The sequence below is a fragment of the Mesorhizobium sp. M2E.F.Ca.ET.219.01.1.1 genome (genome assembly GCF_004016445.2).
Classification (GTDB): domain Bacteria; phylum Pseudomonadota; class Alphaproteobacteria; order Rhizobiales; family Rhizobiaceae; genus Mesorhizobium.
Genome location: NZ_SADT02000007.1, coordinates 115,609 through 134,883, shown reverse-complemented (window position 1 = coordinate 134,883; position 19,275 = coordinate 115,609). Strand labels below are relative to the sequence as shown.

Sequence of the window (19,275 nt, the reverse complement as noted above, 5' to 3'; positions counted from 1 at the left end):
AAACCTATGCCGTGAGCCTCTGCAGCGCCCAGACCACCAGCGGCGAATCCGGGAACGTGATCAGTCCACCGGCGCCAAGCGCGATGCCATAGGGAATGCCCACTTTCTCGTCGGCAAAGTAGCGCAGGAATCGGCTGTGGCCGGTATACGCGGCCAGCGGCGATTTCCGGTAAGCCAGGATTGCGACGGTCAGCAGTCCCCCGATGAAAGTCGACGTCACCAGATAGCCGATCAAGTTGATGTTGAGGCCCATCCATAGAGCGGTCGCGGCCAGAAGCTTGGCGTCGCCGCCGCCCATGCCGCCCAGCGCAAAAAGGCCGAATGTCGTGGCAAGCACGAGGGCGCCGGCAGCGAAGTGCCAGCCATAGGTTGCCCAGTCCATGCCGGTGAGCGGCGCGACAAGCGCGAATGTCGCCACCAACAGCACGGGAACGCGGTTGGCGATCGTCATCGACAACGTGTCGGAGATCGCAGCAAACAGCATGCAGAATGGGAAGACGACGAAGATAACGGCTTCAAGCATTGAAGCGGCACCCGTGGAAGCTCGGTTTGGAACTTAAGCACATCCCGTTAACAATCGATGAGACGGGACACTCCTTGATGCGCGCCGTAATGAAGCGGGTCCAGGCGATGCGTTTCAAGCGCTTGCTGGATGCATCTCTCATCGCGGCAAGATCGCTGCCCGCATCCGGACGACAGCATTGGTTGCCATCATGAAGAAGGGCCGCCAAACGGCGGCCCCTCTACTAGACAAGAATATTTCCGTTTATCACGGAGCGGTGCCGGTGTTGACCGCGCCTGCGATGGCGGTGAACTTGGCGTTCAGCGCGCCGCCGAGCTGCGAAGCGCCGACCATGATGGCGAGCGCGATGAGGGCGGCGATCAGACCGTATTCGATGGCGGTCGCGCCGGATTCGTCCTTCACGAAACGTGCAATGAGATTAGACATTCGAGAGCTCCTACTCCACGTGTTACAGCACTTCCGTCAACTTCTCTTTGCGGTTGATCGGATGCTGCGAATCTAGGGAGAAGCCGTTTCGATCGGCTTAATAAACAGCCTTACCGATTCCTTTCCGGGGGTGAACGCGCTGCGTGGTTAACCGCAGCCTAAACGTCATCGGCCAACGTGCGCCCCCCGCAAAACAGCGGAAACCAGCGGCTCCCGCAATCTTGCTAAAACAGCGGGCACAATGGATATGTGAGGCATCGGCAAACCGATCCCCCATCGCGACCCGGCACGGTTTAACCGTTGCTTCACCAATCTCGTTCATGTTCCGTTGAAGAATCCGCCTGCCGGGAGCGCTTCAATGACCTTGTCGAGATCACTGTTTCCAGTCGCCGCGCTGCTGGCGGCTGCTGCCTTGGTGATGCCGGCCAGGGCTGGCGCGGGTGTAGAAGTGACCATGAACCAGGCAAAGATCGTCAAATTGTCCCGCGCGGCCGACACCGTCGTCATCGGCAACCCGGCCATCGCCGACGCCTCGGTGCAGGACGCCTCGACCATCGTTCTTACAGGCAAAGGGTTTGGCGTCACCAATCTGGTGGTACTCGACTCGGACGGCAGCCCGATCATCGATGAACAGGTGACCGTCGTGCGGCAGGCCGCTTCCTCGGTGCGCATCTACAGGCGTGCCGAAGTCCAGACCATGTCTTGCACGCCCTATTGCGAGAGCGCCTACAAGACCGACGCCGAGAAGGCTTCCGAGACCGAAATGAGCGCCGCGCACTAAGCCCGAAGGGAGCGTCGGAGCAGGCGTTAAGGACAGCTTAAAGCCTGCCCGGCGAATTTAACGATCATCCAAACCGGACCTCAACGGGTCTTCGCTACCTTGCCGCCGGTACCGCAAGGGGATCGGCAGGAACGCAAATGAGCAAGGATGCCACATCCGGCAACGGCATGGACAGCACGGCGCGCGCCAAATCCCGCCCCGGCTTCTTCAGCGACAGACGCGGCAGCACCGCAATGGAATTTGCGATGCTGGCCATCCCGTTCGCGCTTCTCGTCTTCGCCATCCTCGAGAGCTGCATCTCGTTTGCCGGCCAGGAGGTGATGGCCAACGCCACGGATGACGTCGCCCGCCAGCTGCGAACCGGGCAGTTGCAGAGGTCGAACGTCACCGAAGCTTCCATCAAGCAAGCGATCTGCAGCCGCCTGCAGATCATGGTCGCCCAGAACTGCCCGGGGCTGAAGGTCGATCTGCGCGAATATTCGAGCTTTGCGCAGGCCGCCACGGCAGGCTTCAAGATCGTCGGCAACGACATCGTGCTGACCCAGTCGGGAAGCGACATGACCTTCACGGTTACGCCCGGCCTGGCAGAATCCATCAACATGCTGCGGGTGTTCTACAAATGGCCGGTGATGACGGATCTGCTGGCCAAGCAGATGCAGAATTTCAGCGACGGCACCACGCTGCATTTTGCGTCCGTGACCTGGCAGAACGAACCATTCGACGACAACTAAGGCCGGCGGGCGGCTGGGGCTTGGGCGGCTTGGAGGGATAGGATGTACCGTGCGGGGGCACATTGGGGGATTTCGGCCATCGTGGCGCGAGCGAGGCGGTTCGGCCACGATCGGCGCGGCGTCGCCGCGATCGAGTTTGCGTTCATCGCGCCGGTGCTGCTCATCATGTATTTCATCACGATGGAGGCATCGCAAGCCATCGAGACCAGCAAGAAGGTCAGCCGCATCGGCAGCATGGTGGCCGACCTCGTCACGCAGCAGCAGACGGTCGTGAAGGCGAACCTCGAAGCGATCATGCAGATCGGCAGCACGACGCTTCTGCCTTACAACCGCTCGCAGCCGTCGATCATCATCACCGCGATCCAGATCACGGACGAGGCAACACCGAGGGTGCTGGTGGCATGGTCGCGCAAGCTGGTGGGCAACACCTACAGCGCCGACGCGACCCCGAACACGATCACCACGGTGCCGACGAACTTGAAAATCCGCAACACCTTCCTGATCCGCGTCGAGAGCGACCTTGGCTATACGCCGGTGATCTCGTGGGACGCGAACAACGCCCAGCAGAGATCGGCCGGATTGTTGTCGACCTTCAGCCACATAAACATGAGCGAGACCTATTATCTCAGGCCTCGCCGGAGTCCGACCATTCCTTGCAGCGACTGCTGATCGTCACTCCCGGCCATCGGATGCCTGCCGCAAGATGGCCGTCGCCATGGCGTAATCCTTGGACATCGCCGGCACGAAGCCACCGGAATGCGCCCTCTCCAGCAGGTCGTACATATCGGGCGTCTGCGATTTGAGATTGGTCAGGAAGACCGTCAGCCGGCGTTTCGCCTCGGAATCGAGATCGCTGCGGACTGCGTGCGGCCCGTAGCGCAACAGGTCGGAGGTCCATAACACCCTAAGCGATGCCCCGGGGATGCCGGCAGCCTCCAGCCGCGCGAGCGTGCCGCCGGAATGGATGGATTGACCGTCGGCATCGGCCGGCTCCCATCCGAACAGGCCATCCGCATCGCCGCCGCTCAACATCGTCTCGGCCGCCGTGGCCGACGCGGTGCGTGCCAGGAACGGCGAATCCTGCGCAATCTTGACCCCTGCGGCGGAAAGGGCAGCCAGCGGCAGCAGCGCGCCGCCGACATTATCGGCCGGCGCAATCGCGATCCGATGCGAAGCCATGGCGGCAAGATCCTGCAGCCTGCCGTCGCGCGTCACCAGGACGGAGCGGATGCCGACGGCGCCGTCGGCGTCGACCGGCGCCACCAGTGGTTCGACACAGCCGCAGCGCTCTGAGGCCGTGGCATAGGCGAGCGCCGAATAGACAGCGTATTGCACGCGCCCGCTCGCCTGCGCCTCGATCAGCGCCGCATAGTCGCGCGCAACGACGAATTCGACCTTCATGCCGAGCGCATTGGCGTAGGCTTCCGTCAGACGCGCAAGCCCGGGGACGGAGTTGCCGCCGCCCGGCTCGGCAACGATGCCGATGCGGAACGTGCCGATGTCGTCACGCCAGTCGGCGTGTGCCGGCCATGCGGCGGCGCCTGACGCCAGGAGAGCGGCCGCGCATATTTTCGCGGCCTGCCTTGCCGCGGTTTTGCCGCGCCTCGCCATGCTTGCTTTGCTCCCGCCATATCCACGCCTCGTCGCAACTATGGCGCGAAGCGGTTGCGGTTTGGTTTCCGATTTGCCAACGCCGCGAGGGAACCTTATGTCTGGCGACCAGGACTGACAACAATGACACCCATGGCGCGCGCGTTCCTGTTCGTTCTCGATTCTTTCGGCATCGGCGGCGCGGCCGACGCCGAACGTTATGGCGATGCCGGCGCCGACACGTTCGGGCATATCTTCAAGGCTTGCGCCGAAGGCCGCGCCGATCGGGAGGGTTTGCGCAAAGGACCGCTCGCCGTGCCCAACATGATGTCGCTCGGGCTTGGCCGGGCGGCGCAAACCGCGACGGGGCTCAGAACCGGCATCGATGCGCCGCCGGTCGCCTCGGTCTTCCACGGCGCCGCCCAGGAGGTGTCGAGCGGCAAGGACACGCCGTCGGGCCATTGGGAGATCGCTGGACTGCCCGTGCGCTTCGACTGGGGTTACTTTCCCGATACCATGCCGGCCTTCCCGCCCGAGCTGACCGAGGCGATCATCCGCGAGGGCAAGGTGCCGGGCATCCTCGGCAATTGCCATGCGCCGGGAACCGAGATCATCGAGCGCTTCGGCGAGGAGCATATCCGCACCGGCAGACCGATCTGTTACACCTCGGTGGATTCCGTGTTGCAGATCGCCGCGCATGAAACGCATTTCGGCCTGGAGAGGCTTTATGAGCTTTGCCTCACGGTGCGCCGGCTCGTCGATCCGCTCAAGATCGGGCGCGTGATCGCGCGGCCGTTCGTGGGCGAGACGCCTGCCACGTTCCAGCGCACCCACAACCGCCGCGACTATGCGGTGCCGCCGCCGGAGCCGACCCTGCTCGACCGGCTGACGGAGCGCGGCAGCAAGGTCATCGCGGTCGGCAAGATCGGCGATATCTTCGCCCATCGCGGAATTTCGGACGTGCGCAAGGCCGGCGGCAACATGGCGATGTTCGACAAGGCGCTCGGCGCCATGGACGATGCCGGCGAAGGCGACCTGGTCTTTGCCAATTTCGTCGACTTCGACACCGAGTTCGGCCATCGGCGCGATGTCGCCGGCTATGCCGCGGCGCTCGAAGCCTTCGACCGCCGGCTGCCCGAGGCGCTGTCGCGCCTGAGGCCGGGCGACCTTCTCATCCTCACAGCCGATCACGGCAACGACCCTACCTGGCGCGGCACCGACCATACGCGTGAGCGCGTTCCGGTGATCGGCATCGGGCCGGGGCTGAAGGGCGGCGACATCGGGCTCAGGCCGACCTTCGCCGATATCGGCGAAACCGTTGCGGATCACCTTGGCCTGGCAGCCGGCCGCCATGGAACATCCTTCCTCGCAACGATAGGCGGCCATGCCTGAGCTGCCCGAAGTCGAGACAGTCCGGCGTGGACTGCAGCCGGTGCTAGAGGGTGCGCGGCTGGTCAAGGTCGAAGCGCGCAGGCCCGACCTTCGCTTTCCTTTTCCCGAACGCTTTTCGCAGCGGCTTACCGGCAAGACCGTGACGGCGCTTGGCCGGCGCGCCAAATATCTGACGATGCATATCGAGGATGGTCCGGTGCTGATCTGCCACCTCGGCATGTCGGGATCATTCCGGGTCGAAACCGCCGGGAGCAGCGACATCCCCGGCTCTTTCCATCACGAGCGGTCGAAAAATGCGGCGCACGACCATGTCGTGTTCGACGTCGTCTCGCAAAAGGGCGTGCGATCCAGCGTCATCTTCAACGACCCGCGCCGCTTCGGCTTCATGCTGTTTGCCGAAGGCGCGCCGGACACGCATCCGATGCTGGCCGGACTGGGCGTCGAGCCGACCGGCAACGCGCTCGACGGTCCCCTGCTCGCCTCACTGCTCAAGGATCGCAGATCGCCGCTCAAGGCGGCGCTGCTCGATCAGCGGCTGATCGCCGGACTTGGCAATATATATGTGGCGGAGGCCCTGTGGCGCGCCGGCCTGTCGCCGTTGCGCGAAGCTGGTACCATTGCCGGGTCGGCCAAGAAGGCGAAAGAGCAAAGCGGGCGCCTCGCGGAGGCGATCCGCGCGGTCATCGCCGACGCGATCGCCGCCGGCGGCTCCTCGCTGCGCGACTATGTGCAGGCCGATGGATCCCTCGGCTATTTCCAGCATTCCTTCGCGGTCTATGATCGCGAGGGAGAGCCATGTCCGAAACCGGGCTGCCGCGGCCATATCGAGCGCATCGTGCAGAGCGGCCGCTCGACCTTCTATTGCCGGACCTGTCAGCGGTGAGCTAGACCGGTCTCTCCAAGAGAAGCGAGGAGACGTACGCCATGACCTATGAAACCATTCTCGTGGAAACACGCGGCAAGGTCGGGCTGATCACGCTGAACCGGCCCAAGGCGCTCAATGCGCTGAATTCGCAGGTCCTTGCGGAGGTGGTGGTGGCGGCGGGCGCGTTCAACGCCGATGCGGGGATCGGCGCGATGGTGCTCACCGGCTCGGAAAAGGCGTTCGCTGCCGGCGCCGACATCAAGGAAATGCAGGCGATCTCCTTCGCCGACGCCTACACGCAGGATTTCTTCGTCGGCTGGGAGGAATTCACGCGCACGCGCAAGCCCATCGTCGCGGCGGTCGCGGGCTATGCGCTCGGCGGCGGCTGCGAATTGGCCATGATGTGCGACTTCATCATCGCCGGCGACAACGCCAAGTTCGGCCAGCCCGAAATCACGCTCGGCGTCATGCCGGGCATGGGGGGCTCGCAGCGGCTGACGCGCTTCGTCGGCAAGTCGAAGGCGATGGACATGTGCCTGACCGGGCGCATGATGGATGCGGGCGAGGCCGAGCGCTGCGGACTGGTGTCGCGGGTGGTCCCGGTCGCCGAACTGCTCGACGAAGCGTTGAAGACGGCGGCGAAGATCGCCGAGTTCTCGCTGCCGTCGGTCATGATGACCAAGGAAGCCGTCAACCGCGCCTACGAAACGACGCTGGCCGAGGGGCTGCGCTTCGAGCGCCGTCTGTTCCATTCGCTGTTTGCGCTCGACGACCAGAAGGAAGGCATGGCTGCGTTCGTCGAGAAGCGGAAACCCAATTTCACCAATCGCTGAGCCATGGCACGGCGCGATTCTGAGCGACACGTTATGAAGCCCGAAAAACACGGCAAAGCGGCGTTGACGCGCCGAAAAAGCTGAACTATAAGCCGCACCAACCGAGGCGGCCCGTGGCTGCCCGTTTGTTTTTTGCGCCCTGCGACATCGCTGGCGCTCACCAGATCAGAAGAGAGGCATCATGGCCAACACTTCCTCGGCCAAAAAGGCTACGCGCAAGATCGCCCGCCGCGCTGCGGTCAACAAGAACCGTCGCTCGCGCGTGCGCAGCTATGTCCGCAAGGTCGAAGAGGCGCTGTCCGCCGGCGACAAGGCCGCCGCGGTCGAAGCCTTCAAGGCAGCGGAGCCGGAATTGATGCGCGCCGCCACCAAGGGCGTCGTTCACAAGAACACGGCTTCCCGCAAGGTTTCGCGGCTGGCCCAGCGGGTCAAGACGCTGTCGGCCTGACCGACTCCTCTTTCACTCCGTCGATATTGAACCCGGCCGTACAGGCCGGGTTTTTTCGTTTGCCGGCAAGTACTTAAAAAGTTCGCCCGGAAGCCGCACTTGTGAGGCGATTCAAATGCCGGTAATGTTTTGCCGGCATATACAGCGCCGCTTATATCTGCGCGCCCCCGCTGCGGCAGCTGCCCAAATTCCCCTGTCAGAAATTCGGCATTTTTTTCAAAGACTTACAGACGGTCATCCACAGCTTGTTCAACGCGCGGTCGGACGGCGGGGGAGAAGTAGCTGTCAAGAGAATTATTTCAGAATATTTCGTTTCGGGGGGCCTTTTTCATATTCGCCGGAAAAGGGTTTGAATCACAATGGCTTTGTCAAAACGTGCCGTGGCGGCATCCGAATTCAAGCCCCTTCCGGTAACCAGATTCGTTAAAAAACCGTTAGACGTGGCCTTGCCCTATCCACAGCGATTTCGGTAATGTCCATCCATCGAAGGGACGGGCACTAAGCCCCTGACCCAGCCTGAATCGGCCAGCACAAAATGGCAGAATTCATGACGTGGAGCAATTCCGCGCGTGGCTTGGTTTGTCTCTTCGGTGGCGGTAGGGGACTGGCGTAATTGTACATTGGCAGTCGATGTCTCGCCGGCGTTTTCGCCGGAGGGTGGCGTATTGCCTTGTCTTTGTCGAAAGCCGGCGCGCGGAGCCGGCGGCTGGTCCCTTGCGCGAGTTGCGATGACCGTTTGCCGGCGGCGGCAGCGGCAGCGCAGCGAATGAGGTCGTCGGACCAAGGATGCAGGAGGCGCATCCCCGGCGGGAAAAGGGTACGAGAAGACAAGGAACTTTGATCATGCAGGGCGGCATCGAGAGGGAGATAGCGGGCGAGCTCCCATTTTCAGCAACTTTTGTCGGAGGGGACGACGTGGCGGCATCCAACGACGCGGAACAGAAGTTCGAGCGGGTCAAGGCCCAGCTGAAGGCGCGTCTCGGGGCCGAGGTCTATTCGAGCTGGTTTGGTCGCATGAAGGTCGCCGAGGCCTCCCGCGGCATTATCCGCATCTCGGTGCCAACCGCCTTCCTGCGGTCATGGATCAACGGCCACTATCTCGAGCTTATCGCGGAGCTGTGGCGGCACGAGGATCCCGACGTCCTCAAGATCGAGATCGTCGTGCGCACCGCGACGCGCCAGGGGCGCAACCATGTCGAGCCGGAAATCGTGCCGGCCCGCAAGATGACCAGGCAGACGCACACCGCGCTCGCCAACGGCACCGCGAGCGCCGGACGCGTGGAACAACGGGCGCCGGCGCCCCGTCAGGGCGCGTCCGTGGAACCGGAGTTCCGCCACAATGTGCTGGGATCGCCGCTCGACCCGCGCTACACATTCGCCTCCTTCATCGAGGGACCGTCCAACAGGGTGGCCTTCGCGGCGGCGAGAGCCGTGGCGGAATCGCAGTCGAGCGCGGTGCGTTTCAACCCGCTTTTCCTGCATGCCACCGTCGGGCTCGGCAAGACGCACCTCTTGCAGGCGATCGCGGCGGAATCGCTGCGGCACAATCCGAAGTCGCGCGTCGTCTATCTGACGGCGGAGTATTTCATGTGGCGCTTCGCCACGGCGATCCGCGACAACAACGCGCTGACGCTGAAAGAGCAGCTGCGCGACATCGATCTGCTGATCATCGACGACATGCAGTTCCTGCAAGGCAAATCGATCCAGCACGAGTTCTGCCACCTCATCAACATGCTGCTCGACAGCGCCAAGCAGGTGGTGGTGGCGGCCGACCGGCCGCCGTCGGAACTGGAATCGCTGGAACCGCGCGTGCGTTCGCGCCTCAATGGCGGCGTGGCGCTGGAAATGTCGGCGCCGGATTTCGCCATGCGGCTCGGCATGCTGAAGCTGCGCCGCGCCACCGCCAAGACCGATGACACCTCGCTCGACATCTCGGACGAGATCCTGGAGCATGTCGCCCGTACGGTCACCGGCAGCGGGCGCGAGCTCGAAGGCGCCTTCAACCAGCTTCTGTTTCGCCAGTCCTTCGAGCCGCAGATCACGATCGACCGCATCGACGAGATTCTCGGCCACATCTACCGCTCGGGCGAGCCGAAGCGGGTGCGCATCGAGGACATCCAGCGCATCGTGGCGCGCCACTACAACGTGTCGAAGACGGAGCTTCTGTCCAACCGGCGCACGCGCACCATCGTCAAGCCGCGGCAGGTGGCCATGTATCTGTCGAAAGTGATGACGCCGCGCTCGCTGCCGGAGATCGGGCGTCGCTTCGGCGGCCGCGACCACACGACCGTGCTGCATGCCGTGCGCAAGATCGAGGATCTCTCGGGCGGCGACAACACGCTGGCGCAGGAGCTCGAACTGCTCAGAAGGCTGATCAACGACCAGGCCTGAGGCAATGCGAAAATGGCCGGCGACCCGCATCGCCGGCTTTATCCCCAGAAAGCCCGCGCAACCGGCCGGAACCGGTGCCGCGGGCTTGCGTTCGCAGGCTTTTTACTGTCAGCTTACAGAGATTCTGAAAGCCTTTCAGGGCTTTCGCGGGATGCCGCCTGACGGTGACCCGTTCATTCATTGAAGCGAGCCTGTTCGTCATGCGTGTTATCCTGGAACGGTCAAATCTCCTGAAGTCCCTCAACCACGTCCACCGCGTGGTCGAGCGGCGCAACACCATCCCGATCCTCTCCAACGTGCTGCTCAGCGCCGAGGGGGCGAGCCTCGAGATGAAGGCGACCGACCTCGACCTCGAGGTGACGGAGGCGACACCCGCCAAGGTCGAGCGTGGCGGCGCGACGACGGTGCCGGCGCATCTGCTCTACGACATCGTGCGCAAGCTTTCCGACGGCGCCGAGGTGATGCTGAAGACGGACGAGGACGGCAACGCGATGACCGTCACCTCGGGACGTTCGAGCTTCCGCCTGCAGTGCCTGCCGCAATCCGACTTCCCGGAGCTTTCTGCCGGCTCGTTCTCGCATATCTTCCGGCTGGAATCGGCGGCGCTGAAGGGGCTGATCGACAAGACCCAGTTCGCCATCTCGACGGAGGAAACGCGCTACTACCTGAACGGCATCTACCTGCACGCCGTTGAGGTCGGCGGCAAGCTGAAGCTGCGCTCGGTCGCCACCGACGGACACCGCCTGGCGCGCGCCGAGATCGACGCGCCGGCCGGTTCGGAAGGCATGCCGGGCATCATCATTCCGCGCAAGACGGTGAGCGAGCTGCAGAAGCTGGTCGACGACCCCGATGTCGCGGTGACGACGGAACTGTCGGATACCAAGATCCGCTTCACCATCGGCAGCGTCGTTTTGACGTCGAAGCTGATCGACGGCACTTTCCCCGATTATCAGCGCGTGATCCCGACCGGCAACGACAAGAAGCTGATCATCGATCGCCAGAGCTTCGCCGCCGCGGTCGACCGCGTTTCGACCATTTCCTCCGAACGCGGCCGGGCCGTAAAACTGTCGATCAATGACGGCCAGCTCACGCTCGCGGTCAACAATCCGGATTCTGGCAGCGCCACCGAGGAACTGGCGGCCGACTATTCGTCGGACCCGATCGAGATCGGCTTCAACGCCAAGTACCTGCTCGACGTGGCGGCCCAGCTCACCGGTTCGGAGGCCAAGTTCATGCTGGCGGATGCCGGCTCGCCGACGCTGATCCACGACATGGCCGACGAAACCGCGCTCTACGTGCTGATGCCGATGCGGGTCTAGGTCTCTTGTCGACGCAATTCCGGACGGAAAACCGCTGTGCACTTTTCCTGGAATTGCGCTTTTGTCCGTCGCAATTCCAGGCGGAAAACCGCAGTGCCCTTTTCCTGGAATTGCTCTAGCGGACCTGATGTGTCGTCGTGACCGCGGATGCGAAACAGCTTCAGCAGCAAAGCTATATAAGTAAGTTAAAGCTTACTAATTTCCGCAACTATGCGGCGCTTTCGCTCGACCTTATACCTGGCGCGGTGGTGCTGTCGGGCGACAATGGCGCCGGCAAGACCAACCTCCTGGAAGCGATCTCATTCCTGACGCCGGGCCGGGGCCTGCGCCGCGCGCCTTATGCGGATGTGGCGCGCGAAGGCGGCGATGGCGGCTTCGCCTTGCATGCGCGCATCGAGGGGCCGGAGGGCCAGGTCGAGATCGGCACCGGCATTTCCGGCGGCGACGCCGCCGGCGAAGGCGGCAGGAAGGTGCGGATCAACGGCGCGCCGGCGCGATCGGCCGAAGACATGCTGGAATGGCTCAGGGTCGTCTGGCTGACGCCGGCCATGGACGGGCTGTTTCCCGGGCCGGCGGCGGACCGCCGCCGCTTCCTCGACCGGTTGGTGCTGGCGATCGATCCAGGCCATGGCCAGCGCGCGCTCGACTATGAGAAGGCCATGCGCGGCCGTAACCGCTTGCTTACCGAAGGCTCGCGGGACGGCGCCTGGTTCGACGCGATCGAGACGCAGATGGCCGAAACCGGCGTGGCCATCGCCGCGGCGCGGGCCGAGCTGGTGCGGCTGCTTGCGGCCATGATCGACAGATTGCCCGGCAGCGGGCCGTTTCCGCAGGCCGATATCAGCCTCGCCGGGGACCTGGAGAGCGCGCTCGGCGATGCAGCCGCCGTCGATGTCGAGGAACGCTATCGCGCGGCGCTTGCCAATGGCCGTGAACGCGACCGCGCCGCCGGCCGCACGCTGGACGGCCCGCACCGCTCCGACCTGGTGGTGCGGCACCGGCCCAAGTCTATGCCGGCGGAACTTTGCTCGACCGGCGAGCAGAAGGCGCTGCTGGTCGGCATCGTGCTGTCGCATGCCAGGCTGACCGGCGAGATGTCGGGGCTGACGCCGATCCTGCTGCTGGACGAGATCGCCGCGCATCTCGACGCGGGCCGGCGCGCGGCGCTGTTCTCGATCCTCGAGGAGCTCAACTGCCAGGCCTTCATGACGGGCACGGATGCCGCCTTGTTTTCGAGCCTTGCCGGCCGGGCGCAATTCCTCACGGTCGATCATGGCAGCGTCGCGCTGACCGGCTAGCCGGTGAAGCTATTTCGGCACTGCGCCACAAGGCCTTGCCTTGCGTCATGCCAATCTTTTGCCTCGTCATGTGGACCACAAGGCTTTGCCTTGCGCTTACTGACAAGGCTCTGCGTCAGCGATAAGGTCCAGCCATGACCAGTGCCGCCCTGACCGACGAAGAACTCGAACGCTATGCCCGGCACATCGTGCTGCCCGAGATCGGCGGGCCGGGCCAGCAGAGGCTGAAACGGGCGCGGGTGCTGGTGATCGGCGCCGGCGGGCTCGGCGCGCCGGTGCTCGAATATCTCGCCGCAGCCGGTGTCGGCACGCTCGGCATCGTCGATGACGACACGGTTTCCCTGTCTAACCTGCAGCGGCAGGTGATCCATGGCAACGACACGATCGGCCTGGCCAAGACCGACAGCGCAGCAGCAGCGATCATGCGCATCAACCCCAACGTCACGGTGGAAGCGCACCGCCTGAGGCTGACGGAAGAGAACGCCCCTGCTCTCGTTGCGCGCTACGATGTCGTTGTCGACGGCTCCGACAATTTCGAGACGCGCTACGCGGTCGCCGATGCCTGCGCCAGCGAGAAGAAGCCCCTCGTCACCGCCGCCGTCGGCCGTTTCGACGGCTCGGTGACGGTACTGAAGCCGTTCGAGACAGGCGCCGACGGCAAGCGCAATCCGGGCTATCGCGACCTGTTCCCGGAAGCGCCGCCCGAAGGGCTGGTGCCCTCCTGCGCCGTTGCCGGCATCGTCGGCGCGCTGACGGGCGTCATCGGCGCGCTGGAGGCGATGGAGGCGATCAAGCTGATCACCGGCATAGGCGAGCCGCTGATCGGCAGGCTGCTGCTCTATGACGGGCTCACGGCCCGCTTCGACACCATCCGCTACAAGGCCGTCTGAGCGCATGGACCAGACCGTCGGCATCTCCATAGTCGGGCTTCAGGCGGATTTCGACCGATGGGGCGACTTGCTCGCGCTGATCCGCCGCGCCTTTGCCTATATGGACGGCGTTATCGACCCGCCCTCCTCGGCGCATCTTCTGAGCGCCGACAGCCTTGCCGAGAAAGCGAAAAAGGAGACAGGGTTTCTGGCCGTCGAGAACGACCGCATCGTCGGCTGCGTTTTCGCGCTGGAGCGGGCGCGGGATTTCTATGTCGGCAAGCTCGCGGTCGAGCCAGAATTCCAGGGTCAAGGCGTCGGAGCCAGGCTGATGAAAGCGGTGGAGGATCTTGCCCGCGAACGGGACAAGGATGCGATCGAGCTCCAGACCCGCATCGAGCTGACCGCAAACCACGCGGCCTTCGCCCGGCTCGGCTTTCACGAGACCGGGCGCACGGCGCATCAGGGCTATGACAGGCCGACCTCCATCACCATGCGCAAGGTGCTGTCTTGAGTCTCGCACTCATCCCGCAAGAACAGGCGATCGCCGCCGGCCAGGACGGCGCGGGCATGGCGATGCGCATCGTCGCCGAAAGCGCACGGCTGCTCGGCGCGCCGCGGCTGATCCCGATCGCTTCCACCCATATCGACGGCGCGCTCTATCATGGCGACTCCGGGACGCTGTTCGCCGAGAGGCTGGTCGAAGGCGGCGCGAAGGTCGCGGTGCGCTCGACGCTCAATGTCGGAGCGCTCGACCTGATGGGCTGCTCGCGCATTCGTCTCGAGGAGCCGCAGCGCGGCATGGCGCGGCGGATGATGGAGGCCTATCGCAAGCTCGGCTGCGAGCAGAGCTGGACCTGCGCGCCCTATCAGGCCGGACACAGGCCAACACTCGGCAGCGACGTGGCCTGGGGCGAGTCCAACGCGGTCGTCTTCTGCAATTCTGTGCTGGGCGCGCGCACCAACCGCTATGGCGATTTTCTCGACATTGCCTGCGCCATCACCGGACGCGCCCCGGATTACGGGCTGCACCGGCCCGAGAATCGCCGGGCGAGGCTCATTTTCGATGTCTCGGGCCTGTCGCCTTCCTTCCTTGCCTCGGAGATCGCCTGGCCTGTCCTGGGCAGCCTCTACGGCCGCGAGGTCGGCAACGCGATCGGTGTCGTCACCGGCGTGGCCGGTCATCCCGGCGAGGACGCGCTGAAAGCCTTCGGCGCTGCGGCCGCATCGTCCGGCGCGGTCGGCCTGTTCCACATTGCCGGCGTCACGCCCGAAGCTCCCGACGTCGCAACCATCCTGGCCGGGCCGGAACCGGAGGCGGTGATCCGCGTGACGCCCGACATGGCGGCGAAGGCGCGCGCCGGCTTGTCCACCGCGGCGGCGGCCAGGACGATCGATGCGGTGGCGATCGGCAGCCCGCATCTGTCGCACGCCGAATTCGACGGCCTGGAGCGGCTGATCGCGGGACGGCGGCTAGCCGTGCCGATCTATGCCTGCACCGGCCGTCACGCGCTTGCCTTGCTGGAAAAGGACGGCCGACGCAAAAGGCTCGAGGCCAGCGGCGTGGTCATCGTCGCCGACACATGCGTGGTGGTGACGCCGATCATGCCCGACATCGGCAACGGCGTGCTGATGACCAATTCGGGCAAGTTCGCGCATTACGCGCCGGGCAACACCGGCTATGCGGTGCTCTACGCGTCGCTCGCCGACTGCGTCGAAAGCGCGGTCCTCGGCAGGCCGGTCTTCACGGATGTCACCGCATGAGCGCCGCCACCGAAATCCTTGTGCCGGGCACGGCGGGCGAAGGCGAAGCGCTGGTGCTGACGGCGCCGATCAGTTTTTGGGGCGGCGTCGACCCGAAGACGGGCCGCATCGCCGATGTCCGCCACCCGCAGCATGGCGAAGTCATTGCCGGCAAGGTGCTGTTCCTGCCGGGCACGATCGGCTCGTCATCGGCCTCGGCGGTGCTGATGGAACTGGTCCACAACGGACGCGCGCCGGCCGCACTCGTCCTGCACGAGCCGGACGCCATCCTGCTGCTCGGCCTGATCGTCGCCCGGGAGATGAGCTGGCAGACGCCGATCGCGGTGCGGCTTGAACGCGATCAATTCGACAGTTTTCGAGGCGGCCAAGTCGCCGTCGGCGCCGACGGGTCGATCTTGCGGCGTCTTGGTATTTTGGACGGGCTGCCATGAGCATTCTCATTCGCCCGGCGGCAAGGAACGACGCGTTGCACGTCGCAGCGATCGTCGACATCGCCGGGCACGGTATCGATCTCGACAGCTGGATCAGGGACAGCGGTCAAGACCATGCAGTGCTGGAGGCGGCCCGTCGGGCTGCATCCGCCGATGCGAACGCGCCCTATCATTTCTCCAAGTCCTGGCTGGTCGAGGTCGATGGGACGATAGCCGGCGGATTGGTCGGAGAGCTGCTTGCAAATAACCAGGACTACGCGGCAGAGATCTCGCCAGCCCTGATGCCTCTGGTCACGCTGGAAACAAGACTGATCGGCTACTGGTCCATCCTCGCGATTGCCACCTATCCCGAGTTCCGCGGCAAGGGCTTGGCAACGCGGCTGCTTGCTCATGCCGGCGAACTCGCCAGCTCAGCCGGAGCGAAAGGCCTGTGCCTGACCGTAGAAGACGCCAATTTTGCCGCGATTTCCGTCTATCAAAGGCTTGGTTTCGTCGCGGCCGACAAACTTCCCTGGATCGCTTATGGCGGCAGGAGCGGCCCAAGCGAATGGGTCATGATGAAGCGGGACTTCTAAAGCCACCCGCGACTGATTTGTAACTCAGGTCCTCAACGGCAAAACCCGGTCCGGCGGGCGATGGCCGTCGAAGAAGGCGCGGATGTTGATGATCACCTTCTCGCCCATGTCGATGCGGCCCTCGAGCGTGGCCGAGCCCATATGCGGCAGAAGCACCACCTTGCCCTTGGCGGCAAGCTTCAACAACTTGCTGTTCAGCGCCGGCTCGTGCTCATAGACGTCGAGGCCAGCGCCGGCGATCTTGCCGTCATGGATCAGCTTGATCAGCGCTTCCTCGTCGATGATATCGCCGCGCGCGGTGTTGACGAGGTAAGCTGAAGGCTGCATCAGCGCCAGCCGGCGGCCGGACAAAAGGTGGAACGTCGCCGGCGTCGAGGGACAATTGACCGAGATGATGTCCATGCGGGCCAGCATCTGGTCGAGGCTTTCCCAATAGGTTGCCTCCAGCTCCTCCTCGACCGCCGGCAGCACGCGGTGCCGGTTGTGGTAGTGGATCGACAGGCCGAAGGCTTTGGCCCGCCTGGCGACGGCCGTGCCGATGCGGCCCATGCCGACAATGCCGAGACGCTTGCCCCAGATGCGCCGGCCGAGCATCCAGGTCGGCGACCAGCCGGCCCATTTCTTCTCGCCCGTCAGCACATTGGCGCCTTCGGCGAGCCGGCGCGGCACGGCGAGCATCAGCGCCATGGTCATGTCGGCGGTGTCTTCGGTCAGCACATTCGGCGTGTTGGTGACGGTGATGCCTTTCTTGGCCGCCGCCGCGACGTCGATCTTGTCGACGCCGTTGCCGAAATTGGCGATCAGCTTCAGGTTTTCCCCGGCCTGGGCGATCAGCGCGGCGTCGATGTGATCGGTGATGGTGGGAACCAGCACGTCGGCTTCCTTGACCGCCGCCACCAGCTCCGGCTGGGTCATCGGCCGGTCCTCGACATTCAGCCTTGCGTCGAACAGCTCGCGCATGCGGGTCTCGACAGGGTCGGGCAGCTTGCGCGTGATGACGACGAGGGGCCGTTTTTTGCCTGCCATTTTATCCCCGAAGCTTCCTAGAGCAGGATGACGTTTCGTTGAATCGTCATCCTGATCCTACTCTTTTTTGGAGCATGATCTGTTCCGAAAACCGGTTCCCAATTTTCGGGATCCTGCTCTCGAAACCGATCTCGTTGAGACCTCTTTAACCAAGACCGGCGAAACTTGTAGCCAGTCGCGGCATCAGCCCACTCCTGTAACAAGCGGTGCCGCCGAAGACAAAGAAAAAGGGGCGCTCATCCGACGGACCGGCGCCGAAAGGAACGAAAGTGTCTGGTTTCGCGTCGCTTCGCCTGGCCTTCAGCGCAGCCATCCTTGGCGCCCTCCTTTGCGCGCCGCAGGCATTCGCGCAAAGCGCGGCCGCGCCGGCGCAAACCATAACGCTTGGTCCGAGCGGCCTGCCGCTGCCGCGCTTCGTCAGCCTGAAACCGGCCCGCGTCAATTCGCGCGTCGGCCCCGGCGCCAATTATTCCGTCAACTGGATGTACATGAAGGCCGGGCTGCCGATGGAAGTCATCCAGGAATTCGACACATGGCGCCGCGTGCGCGATGCAGATGGATCGGAGGGCTGGATCAACCAGTCGCTGCTTTCCGGCCGGCGCACCGCCATCGTCGCGCCCTGGCAGCGAGGCAAGGGCGGGCAGGTCAACCTGCTCGACGAACCCGACAAGGATGCCGGTGTCATCGCCATCATCGAGCCGGGCGTGATCGGCTCGATCAAGAAATGCGACGGCCAATGGTGCGAGATGACCTTTGACGGCCACACCGGCTGGATGGCCCAGTCGCAGGTCTGGGGCGCTTATCCCGGCGAGAAGTTCAAGAACTAGGCTGTGTCGATATTCAGGTGAGGCCGGCCTGCGAATGGCGGCTGCGCTTCCGGTGCTCACGTACTTTAAGTACGCTCCGCTCCGGTTCTCGGAAACCACCATTCTCGGCTCAGGCTGACCTGAATCTCGAAACGCCTCAGCCGGTCGCGCCGCTGCGGTCGCGGCCGATGCGGCCGAGATGCGTATCCTGAAAACCGGTGGGCAGCTTGAGGCCGTAGCCGAGGGCCCGGTCGATCGCGATATGCGCTATCCAGACAAGCGCCACCGCGGTCGTGAGCCGGCCGGCGAGCAACGCGCCCGCAAGCAGAAAGACCAGCGGAGCAATCAGGATATGCAAGGCATTGTAGGTGACGGCGCCGACGCGCGGCCCGGCGAGGTAGCCCAGCATCGACAGGTCCGGCGCCAGGATAAGCAGCGCAAACAGCCACCAGGAAAAGCCGGCCAGCGCGTAGCAAGCGACGGCCAAGGCGGCGACGGTGCCCCACTCAAACCGGACGATCAGGTCGACGGGCCGCGTCGCCACGGGATCAGTCACCGCGCTTCGGGCGAAGCCTCACGACGATGTCGACATTGGCGATCTCCATGCCCTCCGGCGGTGCCGGCAGGTTGGAGACGGTGACCGGCCCGCTTTCGATGTCGAAAATCCGGTTCTCGCCCTCGACGTAGAAGTGATGATGGTCGGAGGTGTTGGTGTCGAAATAGGTTTTCGAGCCTTCGACCGCCAGGATGCGCAAAAGGCCGGCCTCAGTGAACTGATGGAGCGCGTTATAGACCGTCGCCAAAGAAACCGGCACGCCGGCGGCGATCGCCTCTTCGTGCAGTTCCTCGGCCGAAAGGTGGCGGTCGCCCTTGGCGAAAAGCAGATCGGCCAGCGCAATGCGCTGGCGCGTCGGCCTCAGGCCGGCTTCGCGAACCCGCTTGTCCACAGCGACATTGTCCTTCCGGTAGCCCGAATCCATCTCTTCGCTTCGACGCTTGTTGCCCAGCCCATCAACAGGTCCAGAGTGGCAAAAAGACGTCAAAAGCCAAAACCGGACATCAGTCGACATATATTCTGTAGTCCGAATGCGATCAATAGCGCGCATTGACCCGGGCAGGCGCACGGGTTAAGCGCAAACGCCGGTTTCCGGCCGCAAACAGAGTGTGTTAGGAAACCAACGACAAGGGCGCTCTGCCGCCCGCGAAG

22 protein-coding genes are annotated in these 19,275 nt (G+C 64.1%); 16 read left to right on the top strand and 6 right to left on the bottom strand.

Features of this window, described 5'->3' with window-relative positions; genetic code table 11:
* Positions 1 to 4: 4 nt before the first annotated feature.
* Both EN862_RS29210 and EN862_RS29205 read right to left on the bottom strand, forming a co-directional pair.
* On the bottom strand, positions 5 to 523 hold the full coding sequence (locus tag EN862_RS29210) for a prepilin peptidase (RefSeq protein WP_127867531.1): 519 nt from the start codon (positions 521 to 523) through the stop codon (positions 5 to 7).
* Positions 524 to 769: 246 nt separating this feature from the next.
* Positions 770 to 949, bottom strand: a complete 180-nt coding sequence (locus EN862_RS29205) for a Flp family type IVb pilin (RefSeq protein WP_095819348.1) — start codon at positions 947 to 949, stop codon at positions 770 to 772.
* 358 nt (positions 950 to 1,307) lie between these two features.
* Between EN862_RS29205 and EN862_RS29200 the strand changes: the two genes are divergently transcribed.
* The 3 genes from EN862_RS29200 to EN862_RS29190 all read left to right on the top strand — a co-directional run bounded on the left by EN862_RS29200 (position 1,308) and on the right by EN862_RS29190 (position 3,130).
* Complete coding sequence (locus EN862_RS29200) at positions 1,308 to 1,730, top strand: pilus assembly protein N-terminal domain-containing protein (RefSeq protein WP_112127940.1); 423 nt, start codon at positions 1,308 to 1,310, stop codon at positions 1,728 to 1,730.
* Positions 1,731 to 1,897: 167 nt separating this feature from the next.
* Positions 1,898 to 2,461, top strand: a complete 564-nt coding sequence (locus EN862_RS29195; RefSeq protein WP_245519752.1) for a TadE/TadG family type IV pilus assembly protein — start codon at positions 1,898 to 1,900, stop codon at positions 2,459 to 2,461.
* Positions 2,462 to 2,503: 42 nt separating this feature from the next.
* The gene (locus tag EN862_RS29190) at positions 2,504 to 3,130 is read left to right on the top strand and encodes a TadE/TadG family type IV pilus assembly protein (RefSeq protein WP_127867533.1); all 627 of its coding nucleotides are present in this window, start codon (positions 2,504 to 2,506) and stop codon (positions 3,128 to 3,130) included.
* 3 nt (positions 3,131 to 3,133) lie between these two features.
* Here EN862_RS29190 and EN862_RS29185 read toward each other — a convergent pair whose 3' ends face one another.
* Positions 3,134 to 4,072 (bottom strand): PhnD/SsuA/transferrin family substrate-binding protein, encoded by a 939-nt coding sequence (locus EN862_RS29185; protein ID WP_127867534.1) that lies wholly within the window; start codon positions 4,070 to 4,072, stop codon positions 3,134 to 3,136.
* A gap of 132 nt (positions 4,073 to 4,204) precedes the next feature.
* Between EN862_RS29185 and EN862_RS29180 the strand changes: the two genes are divergently transcribed.
* The 12 genes from EN862_RS29180 to EN862_RS29125 all read left to right on the top strand — a co-directional run bounded on the left by EN862_RS29180 (position 4,205) and on the right by EN862_RS29125 (position 16,236).
* Positions 4,205 to 5,443 (top strand): phosphopentomutase, encoded by a 1,239-nt coding sequence (locus EN862_RS29180; protein ID WP_127867642.1) that lies wholly within the window; start codon positions 4,205 to 4,207, stop codon positions 5,441 to 5,443.
* Positions 5,436 to 6,326 carry a bifunctional DNA-formamidopyrimidine glycosylase/DNA-(apurinic or apyrimidinic site) lyase gene (gene mutM, locus EN862_RS29175; RefSeq protein ID WP_127867535.1) on the top strand — a complete coding sequence of 297 codons (891 nt, stop codon included), beginning with the start codon at positions 5,436 to 5,438 and terminating at the stop codon, positions 6,324 to 6,326. Before EN862_RS29180 ends, mutM begins: the two co-directional genes overlap by 8 nt.
* Positions 6,327 to 6,367: 41 nt before the next feature.
* Positions 6,368 to 7,141: an enoyl-CoA hydratase gene (locus EN862_RS29170; RefSeq protein WP_127867536.1), complete on the top strand. Its 774-nt coding sequence runs from the start codon at positions 6,368 to 6,370 to the stop codon at positions 7,139 to 7,141.
* 181 nt (positions 7,142 to 7,322) lie between these two features.
* On the top strand, positions 7,323 to 7,589 hold the full coding sequence (gene rpsT / locus EN862_RS29165; protein WP_127867537.1) for a 30S ribosomal protein S20: 267 nt from the start codon (positions 7,323 to 7,325) through the stop codon (positions 7,587 to 7,589).
* Positions 7,590 to 8,432: 843 nt separating this feature from the next.
* Positions 8,433 to 9,980 carry a chromosomal replication initiator protein DnaA gene (gene dnaA, locus EN862_RS29160; protein ID WP_127867538.1) on the top strand — a complete coding sequence of 516 codons (1,548 nt, stop codon included), beginning with the start codon at positions 8,433 to 8,435 and terminating at the stop codon, positions 9,978 to 9,980.
* A gap of 200 nt (positions 9,981 to 10,180) precedes the next feature.
* On the top strand, positions 10,181 to 11,299 hold the full coding sequence (dnaN, locus tag EN862_RS29155; protein ID WP_095819339.1) for a DNA polymerase III subunit beta: 1,119 nt from the start codon (positions 10,181 to 10,183) through the stop codon (positions 11,297 to 11,299).
* A 137-nt stretch (positions 11,300 to 11,436) separates the two neighbouring features.
* Positions 11,437 to 12,597, top strand: coding sequence for a DNA replication/repair protein RecF (gene recF / locus EN862_RS29150; RefSeq protein ID WP_127867539.1), 1,161 nt, complete (start codon positions 11,437 to 11,439; stop codon positions 12,595 to 12,597).
* A 134-nt stretch (positions 12,598 to 12,731) separates the two neighbouring features.
* Positions 12,732 to 13,487: a molybdopterin-synthase adenylyltransferase MoeB gene (locus EN862_RS29145; RefSeq protein WP_127867540.1), complete on the top strand. Its 756-nt coding sequence runs from the start codon at positions 12,732 to 12,734 to the stop codon at positions 13,485 to 13,487.
* A 4-nt stretch (positions 13,488 to 13,491) separates the two neighbouring features.
* Positions 13,492 to 13,980 (top strand): GNAT family N-acetyltransferase, encoded by a 489-nt coding sequence (locus tag EN862_RS29140; RefSeq protein ID WP_127867541.1) that lies wholly within the window; start codon positions 13,492 to 13,494, stop codon positions 13,978 to 13,980.
* Positions 13,977 to 15,230 (top strand): aconitase X catalytic domain-containing protein, encoded by a 1,254-nt coding sequence (locus EN862_RS29135; protein WP_127867542.1) that lies wholly within the window; start codon positions 13,977 to 13,979, stop codon positions 15,228 to 15,230. The genes EN862_RS29140 and EN862_RS29135 overlap by 4 nt, the downstream gene beginning before the upstream one ends.
* Positions 15,227 to 15,661: a DUF126 domain-containing protein gene (locus EN862_RS29130; protein ID WP_127867543.1), complete on the top strand. Its 435-nt coding sequence runs from the start codon at positions 15,227 to 15,229 to the stop codon at positions 15,659 to 15,661. Before EN862_RS29135 ends, EN862_RS29130 begins: the two co-directional genes overlap by 4 nt.
* Positions 15,658 to 16,236 carry a GNAT family N-acetyltransferase gene (locus EN862_RS29125; RefSeq protein ID WP_127867544.1) on the top strand — a complete coding sequence of 193 codons (579 nt, stop codon included), beginning with the start codon at positions 15,658 to 15,660 and terminating at the stop codon, positions 16,234 to 16,236. The genes EN862_RS29130 and EN862_RS29125 overlap by 4 nt, the downstream gene beginning before the upstream one ends.
* 24 nt (positions 16,237 to 16,260) lie before the next feature.
* Here the strand turns inward: EN862_RS29125 and EN862_RS29120 are convergent, their stop codons facing one another.
* Positions 16,261 to 17,262, bottom strand: coding sequence for a D-glycerate dehydrogenase (locus tag EN862_RS29120; RefSeq protein WP_127867545.1), 1,002 nt, complete (start codon positions 17,260 to 17,262; stop codon positions 16,261 to 16,263).
* 269 nt (positions 17,263 to 17,531) lie between these two features.
* Here EN862_RS29120 and EN862_RS29115 point away from each other — a divergent pair, with 269 nt between their 5' ends.
* The gene (locus EN862_RS29115) at positions 17,532 to 18,089 is read left to right on the top strand and encodes an SH3 domain-containing protein (protein ID WP_095819378.1); all 558 of its coding nucleotides are present in this window, start codon (positions 17,532 to 17,534) and stop codon (positions 18,087 to 18,089) included.
* A gap of 136 nt (positions 18,090 to 18,225) precedes the next feature.
* Here EN862_RS29115 and EN862_RS29110 read toward each other — a convergent pair whose 3' ends face one another.
* Both EN862_RS29110 and irrA read right to left on the bottom strand, forming a co-directional pair.
* The gene (locus EN862_RS29110) at positions 18,226 to 18,612 is read right to left on the bottom strand and encodes a DUF4260 domain-containing protein (protein WP_127867546.1); all 387 of its coding nucleotides are present in this window, start codon (positions 18,610 to 18,612) and stop codon (positions 18,226 to 18,228) included.
* A 4-nt stretch (positions 18,613 to 18,616) separates the two neighbouring features.
* Positions 18,617 to 19,048, bottom strand: coding sequence for an iron response transcriptional regulator IrrA (gene irrA, locus EN862_RS29105; protein ID WP_127867547.1), 432 nt, complete (start codon positions 19,046 to 19,048; stop codon positions 18,617 to 18,619).
* Positions 19,049 to 19,275 lie beyond the last annotated feature (227 nt).